At 69.2% G+C, this 24,134-nt stretch carries 24 protein-coding genes; 12 read left to right on the top strand and 12 right to left on the bottom strand.

Features of this window, described 5'->3' with window-relative positions; genetic code table 11:
• Window position 1: 1 nt before the first annotated feature.
• From BTH_RS06540 to BTH_RS06530, 3 genes are all read left to right on the top strand, one after another.
• Entirely contained in the window at window positions 2–1,405 is a 1,404-nt protein-coding gene (locus BTH_RS06540; protein WP_011401219.1) for an MFS transporter, read from the top strand.
• A gap of 73 nt (window positions 1,406–1,478) precedes the next feature.
• Window positions 1,479–1,970 (top strand): DUF2165 family protein, encoded by a 492-nt coding sequence (locus BTH_RS06535; RefSeq protein WP_009896917.1) that lies wholly within the window; start codon window positions 1,479–1,481, stop codon window positions 1,968–1,970.
• Between the two features lie 18 nt (window positions 1,971–1,988).
• Window positions 1,989–3,407, top strand: coding sequence for a DUF6687 family protein (locus tag BTH_RS06530; RefSeq protein ID WP_009896916.1), 1,419 nt, complete (start codon window positions 1,989–1,991; stop codon window positions 3,405–3,407).
• 239 nt (window positions 3,408–3,646) lie between these two features.
• Here the strand turns inward: BTH_RS06530 and BTH_RS06525 are convergent, their stop codons facing one another.
• The 3 genes from BTH_RS06525 to BTH_RS06515 form a co-directional block, all read right to left on the bottom strand.
• Window positions 3,647–4,435 (bottom strand): helix-turn-helix transcriptional regulator, encoded by a 789-nt coding sequence (locus tag BTH_RS06525; protein ID WP_025988600.1) that lies wholly within the window; start codon window positions 4,433–4,435, stop codon window positions 3,647–3,649.
• Between the two features lie 401 nt (window positions 4,436–4,836).
• A complete protein-coding gene (locus BTH_RS06520) occupies window positions 4,837–5,277 on the bottom strand; it encodes a nuclear transport factor 2 family protein (protein WP_009896912.1) in 441 nt (146 codons plus the stop codon).
• Between the two features lie 94 nt (window positions 5,278–5,371).
• Window positions 5,372–7,342 (bottom strand): FAD-dependent oxidoreductase, encoded by a 1,971-nt coding sequence (locus BTH_RS06515; RefSeq protein ID WP_373365263.1) that lies wholly within the window; start codon window positions 7,340–7,342, stop codon window positions 5,372–5,374.
• 197 nt (window positions 7,343–7,539) lie between these two features.
• Here BTH_RS06515 and BTH_RS06510 point away from each other — a divergent pair, with 197 nt between their 5' ends.
• Together BTH_RS06510 and BTH_RS06505 are read left to right on the top strand one after the other, a co-directional pair.
• On the top strand, window positions 7,540–8,097 hold the full coding sequence (locus BTH_RS06510) for a PadR family transcriptional regulator (RefSeq protein ID WP_009896909.1): 558 nt from the start codon (window positions 7,540–7,542) through the stop codon (window positions 8,095–8,097).
• Window positions 8,098–8,368: 271 nt separating this feature from the next.
• Complete coding sequence (locus BTH_RS06505) at window positions 8,369–9,151, top strand: hydroxyethylthiazole kinase (RefSeq protein ID WP_009896908.1); 783 nt, start codon at window positions 8,369–8,371, stop codon at window positions 9,149–9,151.
• 105 nt (window positions 9,152–9,256) lie between these two features.
• Here BTH_RS06505 and BTH_RS06500 read toward each other — a convergent pair whose 3' ends face one another.
• Both BTH_RS06500 and BTH_RS06495 read right to left on the bottom strand, forming a co-directional pair.
• Window positions 9,257–9,874, bottom strand: a complete 618-nt coding sequence (locus BTH_RS06500) for a hypothetical protein (RefSeq protein WP_009896906.1) — start codon at window positions 9,872–9,874, stop codon at window positions 9,257–9,259.
• Between the two features lie 138 nt (window positions 9,875–10,012).
• Window positions 10,013–10,270 (bottom strand): DUF2249 domain-containing protein, encoded by a 258-nt coding sequence (locus tag BTH_RS06495; protein WP_009896903.1) that lies wholly within the window; start codon window positions 10,268–10,270, stop codon window positions 10,013–10,015.
• A 388-nt stretch (window positions 10,271–10,658) separates the two neighbouring features.
• On the opposite strand from BTH_RS06495, the gene BTH_RS06485 reads away from it, so the two are divergent.
• Window positions 10,659–11,618: a universal stress protein gene (locus BTH_RS06485; protein WP_009896900.1), complete on the top strand. Its 960-nt coding sequence runs from the start codon at window positions 10,659–10,661 to the stop codon at window positions 11,616–11,618.
• 446 nt (window positions 11,619–12,064) lie between these two features.
• On the opposite strand, the gene BTH_RS06480 is transcribed toward BTH_RS06485, so the two are convergent.
• The 7 genes from BTH_RS06480 to hyfB all read right to left on the bottom strand — a co-directional run bounded on the left by BTH_RS06480 (window position 12,065) and on the right by hyfB (window position 20,137).
• Window positions 12,065–12,481 (bottom strand): hypothetical protein, encoded by a 417-nt coding sequence (locus tag BTH_RS06480; protein ID WP_011401213.1) that lies wholly within the window; start codon window positions 12,479–12,481, stop codon window positions 12,065–12,067.
• 385 nt (window positions 12,482–12,866) lie between these two features.
• Window positions 12,867–13,391, bottom strand: a complete 525-nt coding sequence (locus BTH_RS06475; protein WP_009896896.1) for an NADH-quinone oxidoreductase subunit B family protein — start codon at window positions 13,389–13,391, stop codon at window positions 12,867–12,869.
• Window positions 13,391–15,070 (bottom strand): NADH-quinone oxidoreductase subunit C, encoded by a 1,680-nt coding sequence (locus tag BTH_RS06470; protein WP_011401212.1) that lies wholly within the window; start codon window positions 15,068–15,070, stop codon window positions 13,391–13,393. Before BTH_RS06470 ends, BTH_RS06475 begins: the two co-directional genes overlap by 1 nt.
• A 3-nt stretch (window positions 15,071–15,073) precedes the next feature.
• Complete coding sequence (locus BTH_RS06465) at window positions 15,074–16,534, bottom strand: hydrogenase 4 subunit F (RefSeq protein ID WP_009896894.1); 1,461 nt, start codon at window positions 16,532–16,534, stop codon at window positions 15,074–15,076.
• Window positions 16,527–17,186, bottom strand: a complete 660-nt coding sequence (locus tag BTH_RS06460; protein WP_009896893.1) for a formate hydrogenlyase — start codon at window positions 17,184–17,186, stop codon at window positions 16,527–16,529. Before BTH_RS06460 ends, BTH_RS06465 begins: the two co-directional genes overlap by 8 nt.
• A complete protein-coding gene (locus tag BTH_RS06455; RefSeq protein WP_009896892.1) occupies window positions 17,187–18,137 on the bottom strand; it encodes a respiratory chain complex I subunit 1 family protein in 951 nt (316 codons plus the stop codon).
• Window positions 18,131–20,137: a hydrogenase 4 subunit B gene (gene hyfB, locus BTH_RS06450; protein ID WP_009896891.1), complete on the bottom strand. Its 2,007-nt coding sequence runs from the start codon at window positions 20,135–20,137 to the stop codon at window positions 18,131–18,133. Before hyfB ends, BTH_RS06455 begins: the two co-directional genes overlap by 7 nt.
• 376 nt (window positions 20,138–20,513) lie before the next feature.
• Here hyfB and BTH_RS06445 point away from each other — a divergent pair, with 376 nt between their 5' ends.
• The 6 genes from BTH_RS06445 to BTH_RS06420 all read left to right on the top strand — a co-directional run bounded on the left by BTH_RS06445 (window position 20,514) and on the right by BTH_RS06420 (window position 24,134).
• Window positions 20,514–21,287 carry a YoaK family protein gene (locus BTH_RS06445; RefSeq protein ID WP_009896889.1) on the top strand — a complete coding sequence of 258 codons (774 nt, stop codon included), beginning with the start codon at window positions 20,514–20,516 and terminating at the stop codon, window positions 21,285–21,287.
• Window positions 21,288–21,819: 532 nt separating this feature from the next.
• Window positions 21,820–22,266, top strand: coding sequence for a hypothetical protein (locus BTH_RS06440; RefSeq protein ID WP_009896887.1), 447 nt, complete (start codon window positions 21,820–21,822; stop codon window positions 22,264–22,266).
• Window positions 22,267–22,327: 61 nt separating this feature from the next.
• The gene (locus BTH_RS06435) at window positions 22,328–22,588 is read left to right on the top strand and encodes an HPr family phosphocarrier protein (protein WP_009900145.1); all 261 of its coding nucleotides are present in this window, start codon (window positions 22,328–22,330) and stop codon (window positions 22,586–22,588) included.
• Between the two features lie 41 nt (window positions 22,589–22,629).
• Window positions 22,630–23,439, top strand: coding sequence for a fused MFS/spermidine synthase (locus BTH_RS06430; protein ID WP_009896884.1), 810 nt, complete (start codon window positions 22,630–22,632; stop codon window positions 23,437–23,439).
• Between the two features lie 106 nt (window positions 23,440–23,545).
• The gene (locus tag BTH_RS06425) at window positions 23,546–23,764 is read left to right on the top strand and encodes a ribbon-helix-helix protein, CopG family (RefSeq protein ID WP_004533002.1); all 219 of its coding nucleotides are present in this window, start codon (window positions 23,546–23,548) and stop codon (window positions 23,762–23,764) included.
• Window positions 23,765–23,804: 40 nt separating this feature from the next.
• Window positions 23,805–24,134 (top strand): hypothetical protein, encoded by a 330-nt coding sequence (locus BTH_RS06420; protein ID WP_009896868.1) that lies wholly within the window; start codon window positions 23,805–23,807, stop codon window positions 24,132–24,134.

Below are 24,134 nucleotides of genomic sequence, written 5' to 3'. Positions count from 1 at the left end.
CATGAGTTCCATCACCGCCCCTTCGTGGGGAGAGCTGCTATCCGGCCGCAACGGCTTGCGCTCGATCGCGCTCGCAGGCGGGGTCGCGCTGCATGCGATCAACATCTACATCGCGACGACGATCCTGCCTTCGGTCGTGCGCGACATCGGCGGGCTCGAGTATTACGCATGGAACACCACGCTGTTCATGGCCGCCTCGATCGTCGGCGCGCCGCTGTCCGCGAACGTGCTGAGCCGGTTCGGGCCGCGCGCCGCGTATCTCGTCGCGCTCGTCGTGTTCTGCGCGGGCACGCTCGCGTGCGCGCTCGCGCGGGACATGCCGTGGATGCTCGTCGGCCGGGCCGCGCAAGGCTTCGGCGGCGGCATCCTGTTCGCGCTCAGCTACGCGCTGATCCGCATCGTGTTCGACGAGCGGCTGTGGTCGCGCGCGATGGCGATGGTCTCCGGCATGTGGGGCGTCGCGACGCTGTGCGGGCCCGCGATCGGCGGCGTGTTCGCGCAATCGGGCACGTGGCGGCTCGCGTTCGTCGCGCTCGTGCCCGTCGCCGCGGTGCTCGCGCTGATCGTGATCGTCCAGTTGCCCGCGCGTGAAGCGTCGGGCGCGCGGGCCGCGCGGCCCGCGATCGGCAAGATCCTGCTGCTCGCGGCGTCGGTGCTCGTCGTGTCGGTCGCGAGCCTGTCCAAGGAGATCGTCGCGAACGTCGCGGGCGTCGCCGCGGGCCTCGCGATCGCGCTGCTGATCGCGCGCTTCGAGCGCGGCGCGGCGCGCCGGCTGCTGCCGACGGGCGCATACGACGTGCGCGCGCCGCTCGGCGCGATCTACGCGTGCATGAGCCTGCTCGTGATCGGGATGACGACCGAGATCTTCGTGCCGTACTTCCTGCAGATCATCCACGGCTACCCGCCGCTTCTCGCCGGCTACCTGACCGCGCTGATGGCCGCGGGCTGGACCGTCGGCTCGCTGTTCAGCTCCGGGCGCAGCGGGGCGGCCGCGCGGGCGCTCGTGCGCGGCGGGCCGCTCGTCGTCGTGATCGCGCTCGTCGCGCTCGCGCTCGTCGTGCCGCCGCAGCACCTGCTCGCCGGCGGCCCAGGCCTCGCCGCGCTGTGCGCGGCGCTCGCGGCGGTGGGCGTCGGCATCGGCGTCGGCTGGCCGCATCTGCTCACGCAGGTGCTGACGAACGCGCCGGCGGGCCAGGAAGATCTCGCGTCGACATCGATCACGACCGTTCAGCTCTATGCGACCGCGATCGGCTCCGCGCTCGCGGGTCTCGTCGCGAACCTCGCCGGCTTCTCCGCGCCGGGCGGCCTTGCCGGCGCGCAGCATGCGGCCGCGTGGCTGTTCGCGGTGTTCGCGGCGGCGCCCGTGCTTGCCGCGGTCGTCGCGCGCCGCGTGCGGGTGCGATGAGCGCCGCGCACGCATCGAATGGGGCGCGCATCGTCCGGCCGCCCCGCGAGAGAGGACACGCACGATGAGTATGATGGCCCCGCTGACCGGCATCGATCTGTTCAAGACCCTGCACGCCGTCGCGATCGCCGGCTGGGCGACGATCGTCACGATCAACAACGTACAGACATTCGCCGCGACGACGAGCACCGTCGGCCGCACGATGAGCATGGCGCTGCTCAAGCAGGACCCGCCCGTCGATACGCCGCTGCTGCGCCGCGCGACGGCGTCTCGCGCGCTGCACCGCGCCGCGCTCGCGATCATCGTGCTGCTGCAGGCGTTCACCGCGATCGCGATGTGGGGCGGCGTGCGGCTGCTGCTCGCGACGGCGCCGCCGCACGCGGCCGCGCTGCCGTGGCTCGACGCCGGCGCGGCCGGCTTCGCCGCGTGCGCGCTCGTGCTGCTGCTCGGCGGGCTGTGGTACGGCTACTGGATACGCCAGGAAGGCCTGCAACTGACGCACATCGCGCTCGTCGTCTGGTCGATCGCCGCCTATCTGCTGTTCCACTTCGATACGACAACCTGATCTGACGGAATCCCCGCGATGACGACCCTGCTTCCCCTCCATGACGGCGATCACGCCGTGCAGTTCGACGACGACGTCGCGGCCCGGCTCGCCGGCTTTGAGCTGCGGCTGCTCGCGGGCCGCGTCGTGGCGATGCGCGAGAACCAGTTCATCGACCTGCAAAACCTGATCGCGGGCGACGGCGCGTTCACGCGCGACGGCGATCCGCACGACCTGCGCCGCCGCAACCTCGGCACGCTGCATTACGACTTCGGCGGCCACGGCGAACTCGTGCCGCGCGATGCCGAGACCGACGCCACCCGCCTGGCCGCCGCGCTCGCGCACGCCGGCGAATCCGCGCGGCCGCCGTCGCCGGCCGCGCCGCGATCGCCCATGCAAACCGTCCGCCTTTCGCCTGGCGACCGGCTCGCGTTCGTGCCGTTCGAGCACGCGCGCGACGTGCCGAACATCTCGGCGGACGCCACGCACAACGCGGCAACGCGGCTCACGCTGTCGCACTGGCCGGCGAACCGCACGCCCGCGCGCTACAAGGCGAACCTGTCGACCGAGAGCGTGCTGCGCTTCGTGGCCGAGCGGGCCGACGATCCCGACGTGCGCCACGTGACGACCGATCACTTCGATCTCGACGGGCTCGCGTCGGTGTACGGCCTCATCGCGCCCGACCATGCGTTGCGCCACCAGGCGCGGCTCGTCGAGCTCGCGCGCTTCGGCGATTTCGCGCGCGGCCGCTCGGATGCGGCGCGGCGGCTCGCGTTCGCGCTGGACGCCGTCGCCGCGCGCACGTCGCGCGAGATCGGCGCGCTGCACGACGAGAGCGCGCGCATCGCGCGGCGCTTTCGTGCGCTGCTGCCCGCGCTGCGCGACCTGCTCGACGCGCCGTCGCCGCCCGAGGCGCTGTGGCGCGACGCCGATCGCCACCACGCCGAGACCGAAGCGTTGCTCGACCATCCGGACGCCGCGCTCGAGCAGCACCCCGCGCTCGACCTCGCCGTGTTTCGTCTGCCTGCCGCGCCGGCGCTGCGCGCAGGCGCGGCGCGGCGCTATTTCGGCTTGTCGCCGATCGGTTTCCACAATCGCACGCCGCTGTCGACGCTCGCGATCGTCGCGCACGGCGACGTCGTCGTGCATCAGCGCTACGAGGGCTGGGTCGAACGCGTATCCGCCGCGCCCCGGCCGCGGCGCGACCTGTCGATCCTCGCGCGCGCGCTGCGCGCGGCCGAACCGCACGCGTGCCGCTGGCAGTACGACGGCGTGCAGCACATCATGCCGAGGCTCGGCCACGATGGCGCACAGCCGAGCGGCTTGCCGGCGGAGGCGGTCGTGGACGCGCTGAAACGGCTGCTGGCGATCGCGCCCGCCGCGTGGACGCCGACACCCGACGCGCAGCGGCGCGACGACGCGCCGTCCGAGCGCACCGCGAGCGGCGCGCTCGGCTAGCGCCTGTTGAACGACGATCGGGGCCGTCGATGCCGCGCATCGTCGGCGGCTCGACGCGCGCAATCCGCCGCGCCCGCGCCCCGCCGCGCTCCCCAGGGCGCGGAGCCGCGGATGGCGATGAAGAAGGCGCGGCCCATTTCGGATGACGGATGGCGGATGGCGGATGGCGGATGGCGGATGGCGGATGGCGGATGGCGGATGGCGGATGGCGGCGCGTTCGAACGGCCTCCGACAGCCCGCTAGAGCATCGCGACGACCGCCGGCGGCACGCGCGCGGCCTCGCGCGCGTCGCCGTGCCTCTGCGGCTCGCCGCGCTCGAGCACAACCGATAGCTGGTTGCGCAACAGCGATTGCGGAATCCGGTTGCAATAGCCGGCCCCCGCCGCGAGATCGATCAATTCGTTCTTGCTCGACGCGGAGAACTTGCAGCGCAGGTTTTCCATGTATTGCTCGATCGTGCGCGCCGACAGCCCGAGAATGTTCGCGATGTCCTTCGCCGTCTTGTTGCGCGCGAGGAAGAACAGCACCTGCCGCTCGCGCTCGGTCAGCTCGAGCGCGTCCCTCGGCGAATCGATCCGGTACGAGCCTTGCTCGACGGGCCCGCCGGTCCGCTTGCCCGCGTACGAATCGCCGATCACGCGGCCGAGCGTGATCATGTCGATCTGCGACAGCTCCGTCGCATGGAAAATCGTGCCGACGATCTCGTCGTTGCGGTCGACGAGCGGGATCTTCGTGAAGACGAAGGCCATCCAGACGCCCGACGCGTAGGGATGGATGTCGAGCACCTTGATCGCCCGGCCGGTTTCGCGAACCTCGCGATCCTGCGCCTGGAATTGCGCTGCGCAATTCGACGATCCGCATGGCAGATCGAATGCGGATCTGTCTTCGAGTTCGCGCGGATCGCGCACGCCGACCACTTTCGCGAATGCATCATTGACGTGAATGAAACGTGACTCGCTGTCCTGGCAGCCCCAAAGGCCGGGATAATGATCGAAAATCAACTTCAACGGGTCAACGAAACAGGTCATCTGGCCTCCGATTGGCATTTTTCTGGCCGCCTATATGATTTCGCCGCGCGTTAAACGAGCGCGCGGTCGAAACAGTCCCCTCCACTGTTTGATCGATCACTGCATGCCGGCATGCGCAACGACGCCGAGCGGTGCGCGTGGCGCACCCGCTCGCCGGAGTCCGATCGGAATATCGGTGTTCCGCCGCGCCGTGAAACACGGCCGCCGCGCATTCCAAATAAAACGATTCGCGGTTTCGTTCGCGAATCGTCGGCAAAAGGGATCGGTCACGCGTGCGTGGCACAACGAACGCGCGGCCTGTTTCGGAGTTTAGAGCAATGCAATCGTAATATTTAGCCTGAAGACGCTATTCGTGTTTTATTAATCGAAAATCTCTATTTCTATTTTTATTCGCTCGTCGTTCACACATTCGATTTAAACTCGGGCAGGCGCGCGCCGATGCGCGCGCCCATTTCCGCGCCAAGCGCCTGCAGGCCGCTCGCCGGCCGCACCATCACCTCGAACTCGACGATCTTGCCGGCCTCGTCGAAGCGGATCAGGTCGATGCCCTTCAACCGCTTGTCGCCAACCCGTGCGCTGAATTCCAGCACGACGCTCAGGCCGTCGTCGGTCGCGAGCTGGCGGTGATAGGTGAAATTCTCGAACACGTTGACGACCGTGCCGATCGCGAGCGTGAGCGCGGCCGCGCCCGCGTACGCGGAATGCGCGATCGGCGAACGGAACACCGCGTTCGGATCGGCGATGTCGGCAAGCGAGCTCATGTCGCGCGCGGCGACCATCGCGTGCCAGCGTTCGAGCGACTGCCGCACGGACGGATGCACGGCGGCGGGAATCGAAGTCATGTTGCGTCTCCTTGTCGGTCAAATCGGGGATGGGCGGCGGTTGCGCGGCGCGAAGCCGCATGTCCGCATCGCCATGCGCGGCGAACCGCATGCGTCAGATCGATGCGGCGAGCGTCGTGCCCTGCAGGATCGCGCGCTTCGCGTCGAGCTCGGCGGCAACGTGCGCGCCGCCGATCAGGTGCACCGAGCAGCCCGCCGCGCGCAGGCCGTCGTACAGCTCGCGCAGCGGCTCCTGGCCCGCGCAGACGACGACGCTGTCGACCGCGAGCGTCAGCGGCTCGCCGTCGATGCGCACGTGCAGCCCCGCGTCGTCGATCCGCTCGTACGACACGCCGGACGACATCGCGACGCGCCGTGCCTTCAGCGACGTCCGGTGAATCCAGCCGGTCGTCTTGCCGAGCCCGTCGCCGACCTTCGACGCCTTGCGCTGCAGCAGATGCACGTTGCGCGACGCGGCGTCGACGTGCGGCGCGCGCACGCCGCCGCGCGCATCGTAGCCGACGTCGATGCCCCATTCCGCGTAGAACTTCGACGGCGCGACGCTCGCGCTCTCGCCCGTCTGCGTCAGGTATTCGCTGACGTCGAAGCCGATCCCGCCCGCGCCGATCACGGCCACGCGCGCGCCCACCGGCCTGCCGTCGCGCAGCACGTCGAGATAGCCGAGCACGCGTGCGTGATCGATGCCGTCGATGTCGGGCACGCGCGGCGTCACGCCCGTCGCGAGCACGATCTCGTCGAAGCCGCCGCCCGCGAGCCGCGCGACGTCCGCACGCGTGTTCAGGTGCAGCGTCACGCCGCGCAACTCGATCTGCCGGGCGAAATAGCGCAGCGTCTCGTGGAACTCCTCCTTGCCGGGCACCCGCTTCGCGATGTTGAATTGCCCGCCGATCTGCGCCTGCGCTTCGAACAATTCGACCGCGTGCCCGCGCTCGGCGGCGGTGACGGCGAAGCTCAGGCCCGCGGGGCCCGCGCCGACGACCGCGATCCGCTTGCGCCGCTCGGCGGGCTCGATCGCGAGCTCCGTCTCGTGGCACGCGCGCGGGTTGACGAGGCACGATGTGATCTTGCCGCTGAAGATGTGATCGAGGCACGCCTGGTTGCAGCCGATGCAGGTGTTGATCTCGTCCGCGCGCCCTTCGCGCGCCTTGCGCACGAACTGCGCATCGGCGAGGAACGGCCGCGCCATCGAGACCATGTCGCAATAGCCGTCGGCGAGCAGTTGCTCGGCGAGCTCGGGCGTGTTGATCCGGTTCGTCGCCACGAGCGGAATGCCGACGTGGCCGACGAGACGCTTCGTCACCCACGCATACGCGGCGCGCGGCACCTTCGTCGCGATCGTCGGGATGCGCGCCTCGTGCCAGCCGATGCCGGTGTTCAGGATCGTCGCGCCGGCCGCCTCGATCGCCTGCGCGAGCCGGATCACCTCGTCGAGCGTCGAGCCGCCTTCGACGAGATCGAGCATCGACAGCCGGTAGATGATGATGAAGTTCGCGCCGACCCGCTCGCGCACGCGCCGCACGATCTCGACCGGGAAGCGGATGCGGTTTTCGTACGGGCCGCCCCACTCGTCGTCGCGATGGTTCGTGCGCGCGGCGATGAATTCGTTGATCAGATAGCCTTCGGAGCCCATGATCTCGACGCCGTCGTAGCCCGCGTATTGCGCGAGCGCCGCGCAGCGCGCGAAATCGTCGATCGTCGCGTCGACTTCGCTCGCGGACAGCGCATGCGGCGTGAATGCGTTGATCGGCGCCTTCAGCGCGCTCGGCGCGACGAGCGCCGGATGGTACGCGTAGCGGCCGAAATGCAGGATCTGCATCGCGATCTTGCCATCCGCGTCGTGCACCGCACGCGTGACGATCCGATGGCGCTCGGCCTCTTCCTCGGTCGCGAGCATCGAGCCGCCGGGCGTCATTCGCCCCCGCTCGTTCGGCGCGATGCCGCCCGTGACGATGAGCCCGGCCTCGCCGCGCGCGCGTTCCGCGTAGAACGCGGCCATCCGCTCGAAGCCGTTCGGCGCCTCTTCGAGCCCGACATGCATCGAGCCCATCAACACGCGGTTCTTCAGCGAAGTGAAACCGAGCTCCAGCGGAGCCGTCAGGTGGGGATAGAAGGTCATCGGTCGCTCTTTTTTTGCAACGGGTTGCATAAATATATCGACGGCCGTCAGTAAGTGCAACGCGTTGCATAAAGTGCGTCCTCTAAACGGGCGCGCGCCCCGCGGTATGGCAAGATGCGAGCATTCCGATCCCCGGCTCCATCGCAATGTCCCTGCCTCACGCGCTGCTCACGTCCCTCGCCGAACGCCCGGGCTCCGGCTCCGAGCTGACGCGCCGCTTCGATCGCTCGATCGGCTACTTCTGGCATGCGACCCATCAGCAGATCTATCGCGAGCTCGCGCGGCTCGAAGACGAAGGCTGGGTCGAATCGACGCCCGTCGAACAGGCGCGCGGGCGCAAGCGCGCGTACCGGATCTTGCCCGCGGGCCGCAAGGAGCTGAAGCGCTGGATCGCGCAGCGCGACGATCCGAAGCCGCTGCGCGACGAGCTGATGATCCGGCTGCGCGCGGAAGCGGTCGTCGGCCCGACCGGGCTTGCGGACGAAATCCGGCGGCGGCTCGAACTGCATCGGCAAAAGCTCGCGCTGTACCGCGAGATCGAGGCGCGCGATTTCACGCACGGCATGGACACGAAAGAGCGACGCTTGCAGCATCTCGTGCTGCACGCGGGGATACTTCAGGAAAGCCAGAGCATCGAGCTGATGCAGCAGGCGCTCGATATTCTGTCGATGCCGGCCGAGCGAGCGAAGCCGCGCGGCGCGTGACGCCGGTGTCGCCGCGAGCGGCGATGCGTGCGGGCGATCGCTCGGGCCGCCGGTTCGCGCGGCCGCGCATCGTCATCAGGCGAAAACGCCCGATGGCTTGACGGCGATCGATGCGCGCGCGCGCCGTAGCGTTTACAGTGCCGCAGCGCCCTTTTCCCGCAATCGCCCCGCAATCGCCGGCGGAATTCGGCGGGCGATACGCGAACGCGCGCTGTCGAGCGCACGTTCGTGCGAGCACGCGGCAAGCCCGAACGCGACAAGGAGTGACGACATGGAATCGATCAACTGGAACACGCGGTCCGTTCGCGAAGAACTGGCCGCCGTCAAACGCGCGGCGCCGTTCGTCTATGGACTCACGAACTACGTCGCCGCGAACCTGAGCGCGAACGTGCTGCTCGCCGTCGGCGCGGCGCCCGCGATCGGCGCCGCGGCCGACTGGCCCGCGCGATTCGGCGCCGGCGCGGGCGCGCTGTGGATCAACACGGCCGCGCTGATGAGCAGCGGCGCCGATACGCTGCGCACGGCCGCGCGCGCAGCGTCGGAAACCGGCACGCGCTGGGTGCTCGATCCGGTCGCGACCGGTGCCGGTGCGCCCGAGTACGACGCGATCGTGCAGGAACTGCTCGCGTTCAGGCCGTCCGTGATCCGCGGCAACGCGAGCGAACTGATCGCGCTCGCGGGCGGCACGGCGGCCGGCAAGGGCGTCGACACGACCGCGAGCTCGGACAGCGCGCTCGCGTACATCGGCGATCTCGCACGGCGCAGCGGCGCCGTCGTCGCGGTGAGTGGCCCGATCGACTACGTGACGGACGGCATCGACACGCTCGCGATCGCGGGCGGCGACGCGCGCCTGACGCGCGTGACGGGCGCCGGATGCGCGCTCGGCGCGCTGATCGCGGCGCTGCTCGCGCAACGCGGCGCGGCGCTCGCCGCGGCGGCGGCGGCGCACGCGATCTATGCGATTGCCGCCGAGCGCGCGGCGGATGCGCGCGGCACCGGATCGTTCGCCGTGCGCTTCGTCGATGAATTGTCGCTGCTCGATCCCGGCGAATGATCGCGCGATAAGCCTTCACGACCGGCGTGCGGCTGCTGTCCGGCCGCGCGCCGTGGAAATCGCTCGCCGCGCGTCACGCCGCACGCGCGGCAACGCGCTCGCGCATCAGCGGTGCAGCACGATCACGTCGGCGTCGTCCGCGTGGTCGAGCAGCAGCCGGCGCACGCGCGCCTGCCACAGCTCGCGGAACAACGTGGCTTCGTCGGGCGAGGCGGTCATCGCGAGACAACGCGGCAGCAAATCCGCGATTCGCGGATCGCCGGGCACGCGGTCGAGCCGCGCGGACACGCCGACGCTCGCCTCCGTATCGACGCGCGCGAAGCGAAGCTGCCCGGGCATCGGCTCGCCGAACGCCAGCAGCCGGCGGCGATCGAAGCGGCCGCCGATGCCCTTGAAGCCCGTGTCGAACGTCGCGCCCGTCAGCATGCCGACGACGTTCGCGATCACGCCCGTCACGCCCTCCGTCGCCGGATCGCGCAGCGCGACGCGAATCGCGCCGCGTTCGGCGGGCACGCCGCCGTACAGCGCGCCGAGCGCCGCGCGCGTCATCAGATACGCGGACGCGACCGTCGGACACGAATGCCCGGCGAGCTTCACGACGTCCGCGTAGCCGTACTCGATCGCGCCGCCGCTCGCGGCGCCGAGGAACGCCGCGAGCGGATCGCGCAGCGCGATGCGCGGTGCGGCGTCGAAGAAATCAGGAAATTGGTCTGAGGGTTGCATGATGGTGTGAATACGCTTGTGGCGCGTCGCGCGAATCGCGTCGAACGTGCCGGAATGGATGCCGCGCCCGGCGCGCGCTCACGAACGCCGCGAACGCCGCGAACGGTGGCGCGCCGCCCGTGCGTGCGGCGGCGCCGATCACTGAACGACGAAGTCGATCACGATCGCGCCGGGCTCGCGCTGCCGGTACTCGATGCCGACCCGCTCGCCATAGTGTTGTCGAATCTGCTCGAGCAACGGAAGCGGATCGTGATCGTTGACGAAGCGCATGGTTTCGCCGGACTGAAGCGCGTCGATCGCGCCGAAGATCGCCGCGTGACGGAAGCGCTTCGCGACGCCACGCGCGTCGAACGGGTAGATCGCGGTCGGGGAAAGATGGAGATGCGGCTGCGACATGATTGGACGTCCTTATCGGATGACACCAGGGTGGAGAAAACGATGGCGCGCACGATGCGTCGCCGGACGAACCGATGCGTGCCGGCCCGCGAACACGGCGGCGCGGCGGCAATCGGCCCGGCCTAATAGATGCATGTTGTGCGCACCTATTCTATGTTCGTGCCCCGGCGCGCACAATGGCTTCGGCGCCGGTCGATTCGCGCGAAGCCTCCGGAACCAGCGTCCGGCGCGGCCGCGCAAAGCCGCGCCGACGCGGGCGCGCGCCGCTTCACGACGCGGCTTCGCCGCACGCGCGCCCTTTCCCGGCGCTCGAAAAGCTTGATTTCGCTCAACGAACGGCGTGGCCGGCGCCGGACAATGAATGGACGCTTGCCCGCCTCATACGCTGATGGAGTCGACGATGCCTACCGATACCTCGAATCCCGCCTCGCTGTCGCTGCCGCAGCGCGTTCTCGTCGCGATTGACGCGTCGAAGGCGTCGCATCGCGCGGCCGACTATCTGAAGCACGTCGTGCCCGCCGGCGCGACGGTGCGCTTCGTCAGCGTCGTCGACACGCCGCGCGCGTACACGCTGCCGCATACGTTCGCGCCGTCGGAGTTCGCGGCGGCGCACACCGAACTCGTCAACGACGCGTCGAACGCGCTGGGCGAGGCGACAGCCAGCTTCGGCCGCCCCGACGTCGCCGTCGAAACGGCGATCGTCGACCTCGCGAAGAAAGGCGGCGACATCGTCGACGCGCTTCTCGACGAGACGCGCGACTGGCAAGCGGATCTTCTCGTCGTCGGTTCGCATCAGTATCAGGGGTTGCTGCGCTGGGTCGACGGCAGCGTGTCCGAGCCGCTGCTCGCGAAGACGGATTGCGCGATTCTGTTCGTGCCGTCAGGCGTCGAATCGGCCGCGCACGCGCCGAAGCGCGTGCTGTTCGCGACCGACGGCAGCCCGATCGCCGCGCATGCATTGCGCTACGGCGCGCAATTCGCGACGCCCGACACGCATCTGCGCGCGATCTACGTGATCGACCGTGCGGTGCGGCTCACCGATTTCGTGCCGATCCACGTGCTGGAGGACGCGTTCGTCGAGGAAAGCGAAAAGGCGCTCGCCGTCGCGCGTCAGTTGCTCGATGAAGCGCCCGGCCAATCGAGCACCGCAGTGGTCAGCACCGACCGGACGAGCGACGACGTCGCGCACACGATCGTCCGCGAAGCGGACCGCTGGCCCGCGGATCTGCTCGTGATGGGCACGCACGGCAGGCGCGGCGTGTCGCGCTGGCTGCTCGGCAGCGTCGCGCAGCGCGTCGCGCGGCTCACGCAGATTCCGTTGCTGCTCGTGCACGGGCCGAACGCCTGAGCCGCAACGCAGGCGAGCCGCGCGGGCGCGTCGTGCTCGAACGCTCCGGGCAGCTCGACAGCGGCGTCGCATCCCGTACCGGGCGATCCGCTTCGGTTCCGGCTCGAAGCCCGAACGCCGGCTTCGCCGCGGCGGCAAGCGGCGCGCGAGCCTCGCCCGGTGCGCGCGGCATTCGCCCGCGCCGGTCGCGCCGATCCTGGCGGCGCGCGCCTCATGTCAAGATTGTCCCGAGGGCGACGGCCATCGATTCGCGGCGCACGCGCCGTTCCCACCCCGCGCGCGGTATCGGTCGAGCGAGCATGGCCGCGGCCGCGGACGTCGCTCGCCACCCCGCGGCCGCGAGGAAACGGGATGGCATTCCGCCTGGAAGAAGTCGACGCCGCAAAGAAAAAGCGGCGGCCCACCGCCGCCGCCTACCGGTTTCGTCCAGCCGCCGCCGAGCGCCGTTACGCGCGCGGCAGCGGCTTACCCGCGCCATCGGCCCGTTCCTCGAACAGCACGGCGAGGCCGCCCGGCCTCAGCTTCTTCACGCTGGCCCAGAACAGACTGCCGCCCGCCATGTCGGACATCGGCACGATCGGCACCTTGTAGTAGCGGTTGAGCATCATCAGGAACGCGAGCGCGTAGCCGCGCCGTCGCTCGGACGGCGCGATCTCGAGGCTATGCACGTACAGCCGGTCGGTCATTTGGGAAAGGCCGTAGATCGCCTCGCCGACTCGCGTGCCGTCCGCGTTGCGGATCACCACCGCCCATCTCGCGTGTACCGAAGGCTCGCGCTCCGTCGCGGCCGCCATTGTCTCGATCTTGATCGGCGGCAAGCGCCGCAGCTTGCGCCACGCTCTGAAACTCCGCAGTAATCCCATCGACTTCGTGCCTTTCTATTCCGTTGCTCGCTCGGCCGGAGATGACCGGTGACAATGAGTTTTCGCGTCTTTCGGGAAACTGACGGGAGTTTCGGACCGGGTACAGCTTCGAGCAGGCGCGGCGACTTTTTGTATTTTTCGATCCATCAAGGGTGCGATAAAAAGTGCCTGATTGAAAATCAGCAAAAGACGAGAGCGGCGTAGGATTACGCGCAGCGCGCGTAGGAATTCCCCTACAGACGGAATGGGTAGGTTCGCGGACCGCGCGCGATCGCGCCGGCCGTCGCGATGCGCCGTTCGAGCGGTTCGCATGTATCTCGATGCGAAGAGGAATCATCGGGTAATCGTCGTGCGCCGCGCGCCGCGACGTCCGCGCATCAGTGCATTAGCGCGGGCCCGTGCGCACGCGCTCGAGCGCGCCGCGGATGCCGCGCAGCAGATCGATCGGCCGCGGCGGGCAGCCGGCAATCGCGACGTCGACCGGCACGAGCGTCTCGACGGGCCCGCACACCGCGTAGCTGCCCGCGAACACGCCGCCCGTGCACGCGCAGTCGCCCGCCGCGACGACGAGCTTCGGCGCGGGCGTCGCGTCGTACGCGAGGCGCACGGCGTCGCGCATGTTCAGCGTGAGCGGCCCGGTGATCAGCAGCATGTCCGCGTGCCGGGGGCTCGCGACGAATTTGATGCCGAGGCCCTCGATGTTGTAGTACGGATTGCCGAGTGCGTTCAGTTCGAGCTCGCAGCCGTTGCACGAGCCGGCGTCGATCGCGCGGATGCACAGCGCGCGGCCGAGGATGTCGAGAATCTCCTGCCGGATGGGCTGCGCGTCCCGCTGCCATGCGGGTTCGCCCGCCGGCGCGGGCTCGTCGGGCCGGCCGGTGCGTGCGATCTGTTTGATGAGCTGCCACATTACAGGTCGTGCCCCGCGTAGTTCAGATTGAACGACTTGTTGATCAACGGGAAGTCGGCCACGATGTTGCCGATGATCGCATGCTCGAGCGCGGGCCAGTTGTGCCATGACGGATCGTGGCAATGGCAGCGCGCGACGCCGCCGCGCGCATCGAGCTCGAGTGCGACGAGCACCGGTCCGCGCCAGCCTTCGACCCAGCCGATGCCGCGCCGCGCCTCGGGCGCGGCGTTCCCCGCATGGCCTTCCCCGTGCGCCTCCGCCGCGCCGGCCGGGTTGGACGGAACGTTCGCGGCGAGCGCGACCTCGGCGGCGATGCCGTCGCCCGGCAAGCCCGCGAGCAGCGCGCGGATCACGCGCATCGACTCGTACGTTTCCGCGAAGCGCACCGCCACGCGCGCCGCGACGTCGCCGCGCGCGTCGCTGGCGACATCGATGGGCACCGCGTCGTACGGCGCGAGCCGATGGTCCGCCCGCACGTCGCGCGGCTGCCCGCTCGCCCGCGCGACGAGCCCGCACACGCCGAAATGCGCGGCCGTCCGCGCGGTGAGCAGCCCGGTGCCGGCAAGGCGGTCCTGCAGGCCGGACTGATCGTCGTAGATCGTCTGCATCGCACGCACTTCGTGCTCGATCCGGTCGCACTGCGCGACGATCGCCTCGGCGTCGTCCGCAGAGAGGTCGTGGCGAACGCCGCCCGGCACGATCCGATCCATCAGATGGCGATGCCCGAAGATCCGGTCGCTCAGGCGCAGCCAGTCTTCCTTGAGCCGCGAGAAATGCGCGAGGCCGACCGCAAAGCCCGCGTCGTTGCCGAGCGCGCCGAGATCGCCCAGATGGTTCGCGACGCGCTCGCGCTCGAGCAGCAGCGCGCGCAGCCGCAGCGCGCGGTCCGGCACGCGGATCTTCATCGCCTGTTCGAGCGCCATGCAGTACGCCCACGTGAACGCCACCGTCGAATCGCCGGCGATGCGTGCGGCGAGCCGGCTGCCCGCGAGCGCATCCGCGCGCTCGAGAAGCCGCTCGATGCCGCGATGCGCGTAGCCGAGCCGCTCCTCGAGCCGCAGCACCTTTTCGCCGACGACCGAGAAGCGGAAATGCCCGGGCTCGATCACGCCCGCATGAATCGGCCCGACCGCGATCTCGTGAACGCCGTCGCCCGCGACCGGCACGAACGGATAGTCGGCCGTCGCGGCCTCGAAGCGCTCGCGGCCCGTCGCACGCCGGCGCAGCGGATGGTAGCCGCGCGGCCATGCGCCGTGATCGAGCCATGGCCGCATGTCGTGCGCGCCTCGCGCGCGCAGGCCGACGAGATCGCGAATCGCGCGCTGCATTCGCGCCGCGCCCGCGAAGATCGTCGACAGATCCGGATAGTCGCCGGAACGCTCGCCTGCGTCGTCGTGCTCTTGCGCATCGCCGGCTTCGCGCGCTTCGTTCGCCGCCGGCTCTGCCGGCAGCCGCAGCCACAACAGCCCGTCGTCCAACTCGTACGCGGCGCACACCTCGAAGCGCCCGGCCGCCGGCTCGCCGCCCCACAACGTGACAAGTCGGCCGCCCGCCTCGCGGATCGTGTCGGCCGCGCGCACCCACGCATCGGCATCGACCGACGCGAACACGACGCGCGGCTGCCCCGCCGCGCTCGCCATGCGCGTCTGGCCGGGAATGTGGAAGGATTCGATCCGCATCGGCTACCCCGCTATCATCGCCGCCGCCTGCCGATACCAGGTCGCGAGATACGGCGGCACGTAGAGCCCGAGCATCAAGCCGAGGGCGAGGTGAACGAACACCGGCAGCAGCGCCGGCGGATGCTCGAGCGTCGCGACGTTCGATTCGCCGAACACCATTCGCTGCACGCGCATGAAAATCGCCGCGAACGCCGCCGCGAGCGCGATGAGCAAAAACGGCGCGCTCCACGCAAGCTTCGCGATCGCCGTCGTCAGGATCAGGAATTCGCTCGCGAACACGCCGAACGGCGGCATGCCGAGGATCGCGAGCGTGCCGAGCATCATTCCCCAGCCGACCGTCGGGCTCACCTGCAGGAGGCCGCGGATGCCGTCGATTGCCTGCGTGCGCGCCTTCTGCGCCGCGTGACCGACCGCGAAGAAGATCGCCGACTTCACGAGCGAGTGGACCGTCATGTGCAGCAGCCCCGCGAACGTCGCGATCGGGCCGCCGAGGCCGAAGGCGAACGTCATCAGGCCCATGTGCTCGATCGACGAATACGAGAACAGCCGCTTCACGTCCTTTTGCCGGAACAGCGAGAACGACGCGACGAGCACCGACACGAGCCCGAAGCCGACGAGCAGGTGCCCGGGCAGCCCGTTGCCGAGCGCGCCGTCGGCGAGCACCTTGCAGCGCAGCACCGCATACAGCGCGACGTTCAGCAGCAGCCCCGAGAGCACCGCCGAGATCGGCGTCGGGCCTTCGGCGTGCGCATCGGGCAGCCAGTTGTGCATCGGCACGAGCCCGACCTTGGTTCCGTAGCCGACGAGCAGGAACACGAATGCGATCGACACGATCGTCGGATCGAGCTGCGTCTTGACGGCGTTCAGGCTCGTCCAGAGCAGCGCGTCGCCGTCCGCGAGCCGCCGGCCCGCCGCGAGATACAGCAGGATCGTGCCGAACAGCGCCTGCGCGATGCCGACGCCGCACAGGATGAAGTACTTCCACGCGGCCTCGAGGCTCGCCGCGGTCCGGTAGACGCTCACGAGCAGCACCGTCGCGAGCGTCGCGGCCTCCATCGCGACCCATAGCACGCCGACATTGTTCGTGAGCAGCGCGAGCAGCATCGCGAAGATGAACAACTGGTACATGCAGTGATAAAGCCGCATCCGGCCGTCGCTCATCTTGCCGCGGTCCTGCTCGATGCGCATGTACGGATTCGAGAACAGCGACGTCGTCCAGCCGACGAACGCCGTCAGCGCGACGAGAAACACATTGAACGGATCGACGAAGAAGAGCTTCCCCGCCGCGTACATCGGCCCGTGCGCGACGGTGCGCGCGGCGAGCGCGAACGCCGCCGCGCACGTGAGAAAGCTGAAGCCGACGTTCAGCGCGCGCGCGACGTGCTGCCGCCGCACGAGCGCGAGGCATCCGCCCGCGACGAGCGGCAGGCCGAGCGACGCCAGCAGCACGTAGACGTCAATCATCTTTCAGTTTCTCGAGGTGGTGGATGTCGAGGCTGTCGAACTGTTCGCGGATCTGGAACATGAACACGCCGAGGATCAGAATCCCGACGAGCACGTCGAGCCCGATCCCGAGCTCGACGATCATCGGCATGCCGTTGGTCGCCGCCGCGGCCGCAAAGAACAGGCCGTTTTCCATCGACAGGAAGCCGATCACCTGCGGAATCGCCTTCGCGCGCGTGATCATCATCATGAACGACAGCAGCACGCACGCGAGCGCGATGCCGAGCGTGCCGCGCGCGGCCGATTCGGCGAGCCGGCTGATCGGCGCCGCGACGTTGAACGCGACGATCACGAGCGCGATGCCGGCGACGAGCGTGGTCGGAATGTTCAGCAGCGGCTCGACGTCCGCCTTCACGTTCAGCCGCAGCACGAGCCGGTACAGAATCCAGGGAATCAGCCCGACCTTCAGCAGCAGCGTGAGCGCGGCGGACACATACAGATGCGTGTCCGCCGTGACGAAGCCGAGGATCAGGTTCGCCGACACGAGCACGACGCCCTGCAGCGTATACAGATGGATCAGCGACAGAATCCGCCGCTGGCTCAGCATCGCGAACGACAGGAGCAGCAGGATCGCCGCGAGGAAATTGACGAGCTGCGTCGCGTAGCCGTGCATCTACGCCCCCAGCAGGAAATGGACGAGCATGCCGATCACCGCGAGCAGGAACGCGGTCGCGAGAAACTCGGGCACGCGAAACAGGCGCATCTTCGCGTTCGTCGTCTCGACGACGGCAAGCGCCGCGCCGCCCAAGAGCAGCTTGACGAAAAGCGCCGGAAGCGCGAGCAGCAGCGCGAGCGGGCTGCCCGCCTCGGCGATGCCCCACGGCATGAAGAGCGCGAGGCCGATGCACGAATACGCGAAGAGCTTCAGGCTCGCCGCCCATTCCATCAGCGCGAGATGGCGGCCCGAGTATTCAAGGATCAGCGCCTCGTGGATCATCGTCAGCTCGAGGTGCGTCGCGGGGTTGTCCACCGGCAGCCGCGCGTTCTCCGCGAGCGACACGAGCGTGAACGCGATGCCCGCGAACGCGAGGCTCGGATAGATCACGAGCTCGCGGTGGCCGAGCGTCGCGACGATGCTCGTCAGCAGCGTCGAGCGCGTGATCAGCGACGCCGAGAACAGCACCATCAGCAGCGCCGGCTCCGCGAGAAAGCCGATCAGCATCTCGCGGCGCGCGCCGAGCGTGCCGAACGCGGTGCCGATGTCCATCGCCGCGAGCGACAGCGCGACGCGCGCGAGCGCGAACAGGCCGACGAGCGCGATCGCGTCGGCGGCGGGCGAAAACGGCAGCTCGGTCGACAGCGTCGGCACGATCGCGCACGCGAGCGTCATCGCCGCCCAGACCACGTACGGCGCGCCGCGAAAGAGCGGGCTCGCGTGCTGCGCGACGATCGACTCCTTGTTGAACAGCTTGTGCAGCATCCGGTACGGCTGCCAGATGCTCGGTGCGCGGCGGTTCTGCAGCCACGCGCGGCACTGGTTGACCCAGCCCGTCAGCAGCGGCGCGGCCGCGAGCGCGACGAGAATCTCGAGCGTTTGCGACAGGATGCCGGATGCGGTCACCATCGTCTCACCACCGTCAGCAGGACGATCAGCACGAAGAAGCTGTACGTCAGATAGATCGCGATGCGGCCCGTCTGCAACAGCCCGACGAGCGCGGCGACGCGGTTCACGAGCGCGGCGATCGGCTCGTACAGCAGATGCCAGGTGCGGTCGGCGACGCTCATCCGGTATGCCGGCTGCCGGTCGTACGGCGACGGCAACTGCCGATCGATCCGGAAAAACGGCGTGAAGATCTCGCGGATCGGCTGGCCGAAGCCTTCGGCCGTGTCCTGCATCCGCGCGGTCACGAACGGATTGCCGCACGACCACGGCGCCGAGCGCCGCAGCCGTCCGTGGTAGAAGCGCCGCACGAGCAGCCACGCGAGCGCACAGCACGCGACGAAGAACAGCATGAAGAGCGCCGGCATGTAGCTCGCGCGCGCGGTGGACACGGGCGCGAACAGCAGCCACCCGTGGTTCGTGCCGCCGATGCCCGCGCCGATCAGCGTGCGCGTGACCGCATCGAGCACCTTCACGTACTGGACGGGCGCGAGGCCAAGCAGCACGCTCGCCGCCGCGAACCAGCCGAACGCGACGCGCTCCCACGGGCTCGCGTCGCGCGCGCGCTCGAGCTTCGCCTCGCGCGGCTGGCCGAGGAACACGATGCCGAAGAACTTGACCATCGCGTAGCCGGCGAGCGCGGCCGTCAGCGCGACGAGCGCCGCGACGAGCGGCACCGTCATCCCGAGCACCGAATCCGGCAGCCCAGGCGTGAACAGGAAGCTCTGAACGAGCAGCCACTCGGACACGAAGCCGCTCGACGGCGGCAGCCCGGCGCTCGCGGCGACGGCGACGAGCATCGCCCACGCGGTCCACGGCATGAAGTGGATCAGGCCGCCGAGCCGGCCGAGATTGCGCTCGCCCGTCGCGTGCAGCACCGCGCCCGTGCCGAGGAACAGCAGGCTCTTGAAGCACGCGTGCGCGACGATCTGATACAGCAGCGCCGTCAGCGACAGCGCGGCGAGCGCGGGTAGCCGGTAGCCGAGGAACAGGATCGTGAGCCCGAGGCTCACGCACATCAGGCCGACATTGTCGATCGACGAATAGGCGAGCAGCCGCTTCATGTCGGTCTGGATCGTGCTGAACACCACGCCGAGCAGCGCGCTGAACAGGCCGAGCGCGAGCATGAGCACGCCCCACCACGCCACCTGCACGTGCAGCAGGTCGAGCACCGTGCGCAGGATGCCGTACAGGCCGACCTTCAGCACGAAGCCGCTCAGCAGCGCGGACACGGGTGACGGCGCGGCCGGATGCGCGTCCGGCAGCCACACGTGCAGCGGGAAAATGCCCGCCTTCGCGCCGAAGCCGACGAGCGCGAGCACGAACGCGGCCGACGCGGCCAGTCCGTCGAGATGCTGCACGCGCATGTTCGCGAACGTGTAATCGCCCGTGCCCGCCTGCAGCAGGCCGAAGCACAGCAGCAGCGCGAGCGCGCCGACATGCGAGATCAGGAAATAGAGGAACGCGGCGCGGCGGATCTCGGCGATCCGGTGGTTCGTCATCACGAGAAAGGTCGCCGACAGCGTCAGCGTCTCCCACGCGACCATGAAGCAGTATGCGTCGTCCGCGACGAGCAAGAGCGCCATGCTCGCGATGCACACGTGGTATTCGAAGCAAATGAGGCCGGGCGCGGTGCCCTCGCCCTTGCGGAAATAGCCGGACGAAAACGCGCCGACGCCCGCGGTCACCACGCCGAGCACGAACAGGAAGTAGGCGGACAGCGCGTCGAGGCGCAGATGGAACGGCAGATCGGGCAGGCCGAGCGGCAGCATGGCGGTCGACGGCGCGGCGAACACGCCGGCCAGGCCGAGCGCCGCGAGTGCGAGCCCGGCCAGCGCGCCGAGCGGAAACAGGCCGTGTGCGATCACACCGGTGCGGCGCATGTTCGCGAGTCCGGCGCAGCCGAGCACGAGCCACGCGAGCGCGACGAACAGCACGCATCGGAGAAGCAGGCCCTGTTCCATGTTGTTTGACTCGCGGTTCGCCTAGCGTCGCGTGAACGGACGTGCAGACGAGTATGGCGAAGCGGCGCGCGCGATGCAAGCGGCGAAAGGCCGCGCGCATGCGGCGGCGCAATGTGCGCGGCCTGCGCGACACGCGCCCGCGCAGTGCGTCTCCTTTTCGGTTCGGGGCGTCGGGCGAGGCGTCATCGAAGGACCATCTCGTTACAAGAGTATGATAATGGCGTTATCATCCTAGCACCATTGTCGATCTGTCACCATACGCGTCGATACGCATCGCATCGTTTCTCGGTACGCCTCCCGTCGCGCCGCTTCGGCGCGCGCGTTAGCCGACCCCGGACATGTGAGCGCACGCGAGAGAACCACCCGCCGCCACGCCATGCCAGTCGCCTACTTTCGCAGCCTCGCCGGAAAGGACCGCAATCTCGACGCAAACCGTCACCTCGGCTTTTCCCTCGCGTTCGTCGCGGGCGCCGCCAACGCCGGCGGCTTTCTCGCCGTCAGGCAATACACGTCGCACATGAGCGGCATCGTGTCGGCGATCGCCGATCAGGCGGCGCTCGGCGACATCGCGCTCGTGTTCGCGGGGATCGCGTCGCTCACGTCCTTTCTGCTCGGCGCGGCCACGTCGGCCGTGCTCGTGAACTGGGGCCGGCGCAAGGGGCTGCACAGCCGCTACGCGTTTCCGCTGCTGCTGGAGGCGTTCCTGCTGCTGTGCTTCGGGCTGCTCGGCAGCCATCTGGCGCTCTGGCGCGCGTTCTTCGTGCCCGTCACGGTCGTGCTGCTGTGCTTCATCATGGGCCTGCAGAACGCGATCATCACGAAGCTCTCGAACGCCGAGATCCGCACGACGCACATGACGGGCATCGTCACCGATCTCGGCATCGAGCTCGGCAAGCTGTTCTACTGGAATTCGACGCACGCCGGCCCCGGCGAGCCCGACGTGTACGCGAACCGGCGGAAGCTGCGCGTGCTCGGCACGATGCTCGCGATGTTCTTCGCGGGCGGCCTCGCGGGCGCGCTCGGTTTCAAGCACGTCGGCTACTCGGCGACGATTCCGCTCGCGGGCCTGCTCGTCGTGCTGGCCGGCGTGCCGATGCTCGACGACTTGCGCGAATGGGCGGGCCGCCCGGGCAGCGGGCCTGCCCGCTGACGGCGCGCGGGAAGCCGGGCGGTGGCGGGCCGCGCCGCGTGGGCGGCGGCCGGTAATCCGGAGCGCGTGCGCCGGGCGCACGCCGCACGCGTTGTGCGCAGCGATCGGGCCGCACGTTCAGGCACCGACGCTCGATTCCTGGCGCCGGCAGGCCGCCCGTGACGCTGATGCCGCCATTCGGTGTCGCCCGCTCAGGCCGGGCAACGCCGCTTCCAGTCTAGGCTTCGCGCCCAAGCCCAAGCCCAAGCCCAAGCCCAAGCCCAAGCCCAAGCCCAAGCCGGCAGCATTGTTCCGCGCGGGGTGCGCGGGGCGCAACGCCCCCCCGCCGCTTCGAAAGCCGTTCGTCAGGCGTCGGCGCGCGCTTTGCCGCCGTCCCGTGCGCTCGCCCACTTTCCGAGAACGCACATATCATGTTAATGTTATGTGCATATAATTCCTTCGGTATGAAAATGATCGATCGCGCGCCGGCCCACTCCGGCGATTGGCTCAACCGCTCGCGCCCTCCGATGCGCGGCCCGACCCGGACGCCCGCATGTTCGACATGCGCGTAGCGCTCCTTGCGCACGACTACGCGCGCCGCGCGCCGCGGGACGTGATGGGCGCGCAGGGGCTCGTGATCGTCGGCGTCGGCAGAAGCGGCGAGCGCGGCTTTCAGATGCTGTACCGCTTCTCGGACGCATGCGAGCGTCTCGAAGCGCTCGGCACCAACGTCATCTTCGTGTATCCGAAGGAGTCGGCGCGGCACGTGCTGGACCCGATCTCGGTGTCGAGCGCGCAGATCCGGCAGCGCCCGTGCCTCTTCCTCGACGACGAAGGCCGATTTTTCCAGCGGCCGTGTCCGCCGCGCTCGCTTGCGCTCGTGCATCTGAGCCGCGACATGACGCCGCTCGACACGGCGAAGGTCGTCCTGCACGATCACGCGTGGGACGGCGAGCTGCTCGCGTTCCTCGCCCGCGCGCAGGCGCGCGTCATGCATTGAGCGGGCAAGCGCGCGGCCGGCTGAACCGCGCGCGCCCGACGCATCACTTGAAGGAATCCCGGTGGCACAAGCATTGATCGAAATCGGTCCGAAATGGGGGCGTTATGACGCCGCATTCGCGGGCCAGGCGCTCGCCGGCGCGGCGGGCCGCTTTCAGAGCGACATCGTCATCGTTGCAAACGGTCGCCATGCGAACGCGAAGGACGTGATGTCCGTCGTCGCGCTGCGCGCGAAATGCGGCACGCGGATGCAGATCCTGTCGAGCGGCCCCGACGAGGACGATGCGCTCGATTCCCTCGCATCGCTGCTGACCCAGCGTTGAGCGCGCCGGAGAAACGCCCGATGCGACCTCGCTTTCCCGGCATGCCCGCGAACTCGTCCGGGCCGCTGTCCGCGCAGCACCGCTGCGCTCGCGCGAATTCGCCCGTCGTGATCGAGACGCCGCATCTCGTATCGCTGTGCTTCGACGAGCACGGCATGCAAAGCTGCATGTACGTCAACGGCCCGGATCTGCTCGCGCTCGGCTACACGCGCACGATGGCGGGCTTTCTGCTGCTGCATCCGCAGCCGCGGCGAATCGCGATGATAGGCCTGGGCGGCGGCTCGCTCGCGAAGTACTTCTATCGGCATTTGCCCGACGCGCGGATCACGTCGATCGAGATCGATCCGGACGTGATCGCGCTGCGCGACCGGTTCCGGATTCCGACCGACGATGCGCGCTTCACGGTCTTGTGCGCGGACGGCGCGGACTACGTGGCCGCCGCAGGCGAAGCGAGCGCCGACGTACTGATCGTCGACGGCTTCGACGCCGGCGGCCTGCCGCACGCGCTCAGCACGCGGCAGTTCTATGCGGACTGCCGCCGCCATCTGGCGGCGCACGGCGTGCTCGTCGTCAATCTGCTCGTCGACGATCCGCGCGTGGCGGACTGCCTCGCCGCGCTGCGCGACGTGTTCGGCGCGTCGGCGGCGCTCGCGCCCGCCGAGGACAGCGCGCTGAACCTGATCGTCTTCGCGTGGAAAAGCGACGCGCCGCTGCCGTCGCTCGAGACGATGATCGAGCGGGCGAACGCGCTGGCCGATCGGCACAGCGTCGATCTCGCCGAGGCGGCGGTGCGCATCGAGCTGGGCGCGAGCTACGATTGGACCCGGTTCGGCGAACCGGCCGACGCATGAAGCGGCGCGCGAGAAGCGTCGCCGGAAATGAGGAACGGATGAAAAAATCGTCCGGGAAGCGGCATGTATTATAATTTGATTAACATACTTGCCACTGTGTCCCGCCATGGAAACGAAAAGCGCCCGTCTGACCGTCCTGATCGACCCCTTCAAGAAGAAGGCGTTCGAGCAATTGTGCGCCGCGCAGGATTTGACGCCGTCGCAGGTCGTGCGTCAGATGATTCGCGATTATCTCGAGCAGCACGGCGTGAGCTACAAGACGCGCAGCACCGTTGCCGCGCGCGGCGCCGCGAAGCCGCAGCCGCGCCGCAAGCCCGCCGCCTGATTCGCGGGCGCATGCGCGCCCATGCCGTAGAAAAGCAGCAATGATACCTTGCGATGTCTGTCGGCCGCTCGCATCCGAGCGGCATCCGGCGTCGAGCGACGTTCCGCTCGACGCGCTCGGCAAGCCGACCAAACTGCGGCCGCTGTTGCGCAAGCCGGTCGTGATCGCCAAATTTCGCTGCCGCGCGTGCGGCGCGAACTGGATCAGCGAGTCGGACGCGGCCGCGCCCGGCGAGGTCCACTGGCTCTTTCTCGGCGATGCGACGAGCATCCTCGAGCCTGGTGCGCGCAGGCGCAGGCCGGCCGGCGTCGAGCGCGCCGCCGCGGCCGAGCCGCCCGTGCAGCCGGCCGACGCGGAGCGCATCGCCTGA

This window comes from Burkholderia thailandensis E264 (assembly GCF_000012365.1).
GTDB lineage: Bacteria > Pseudomonadota > Gammaproteobacteria > Burkholderiales > Burkholderiaceae > Burkholderia > Burkholderia thailandensis.
This window is presented reverse-complemented; position numbering and strand designations above follow the sequence as displayed.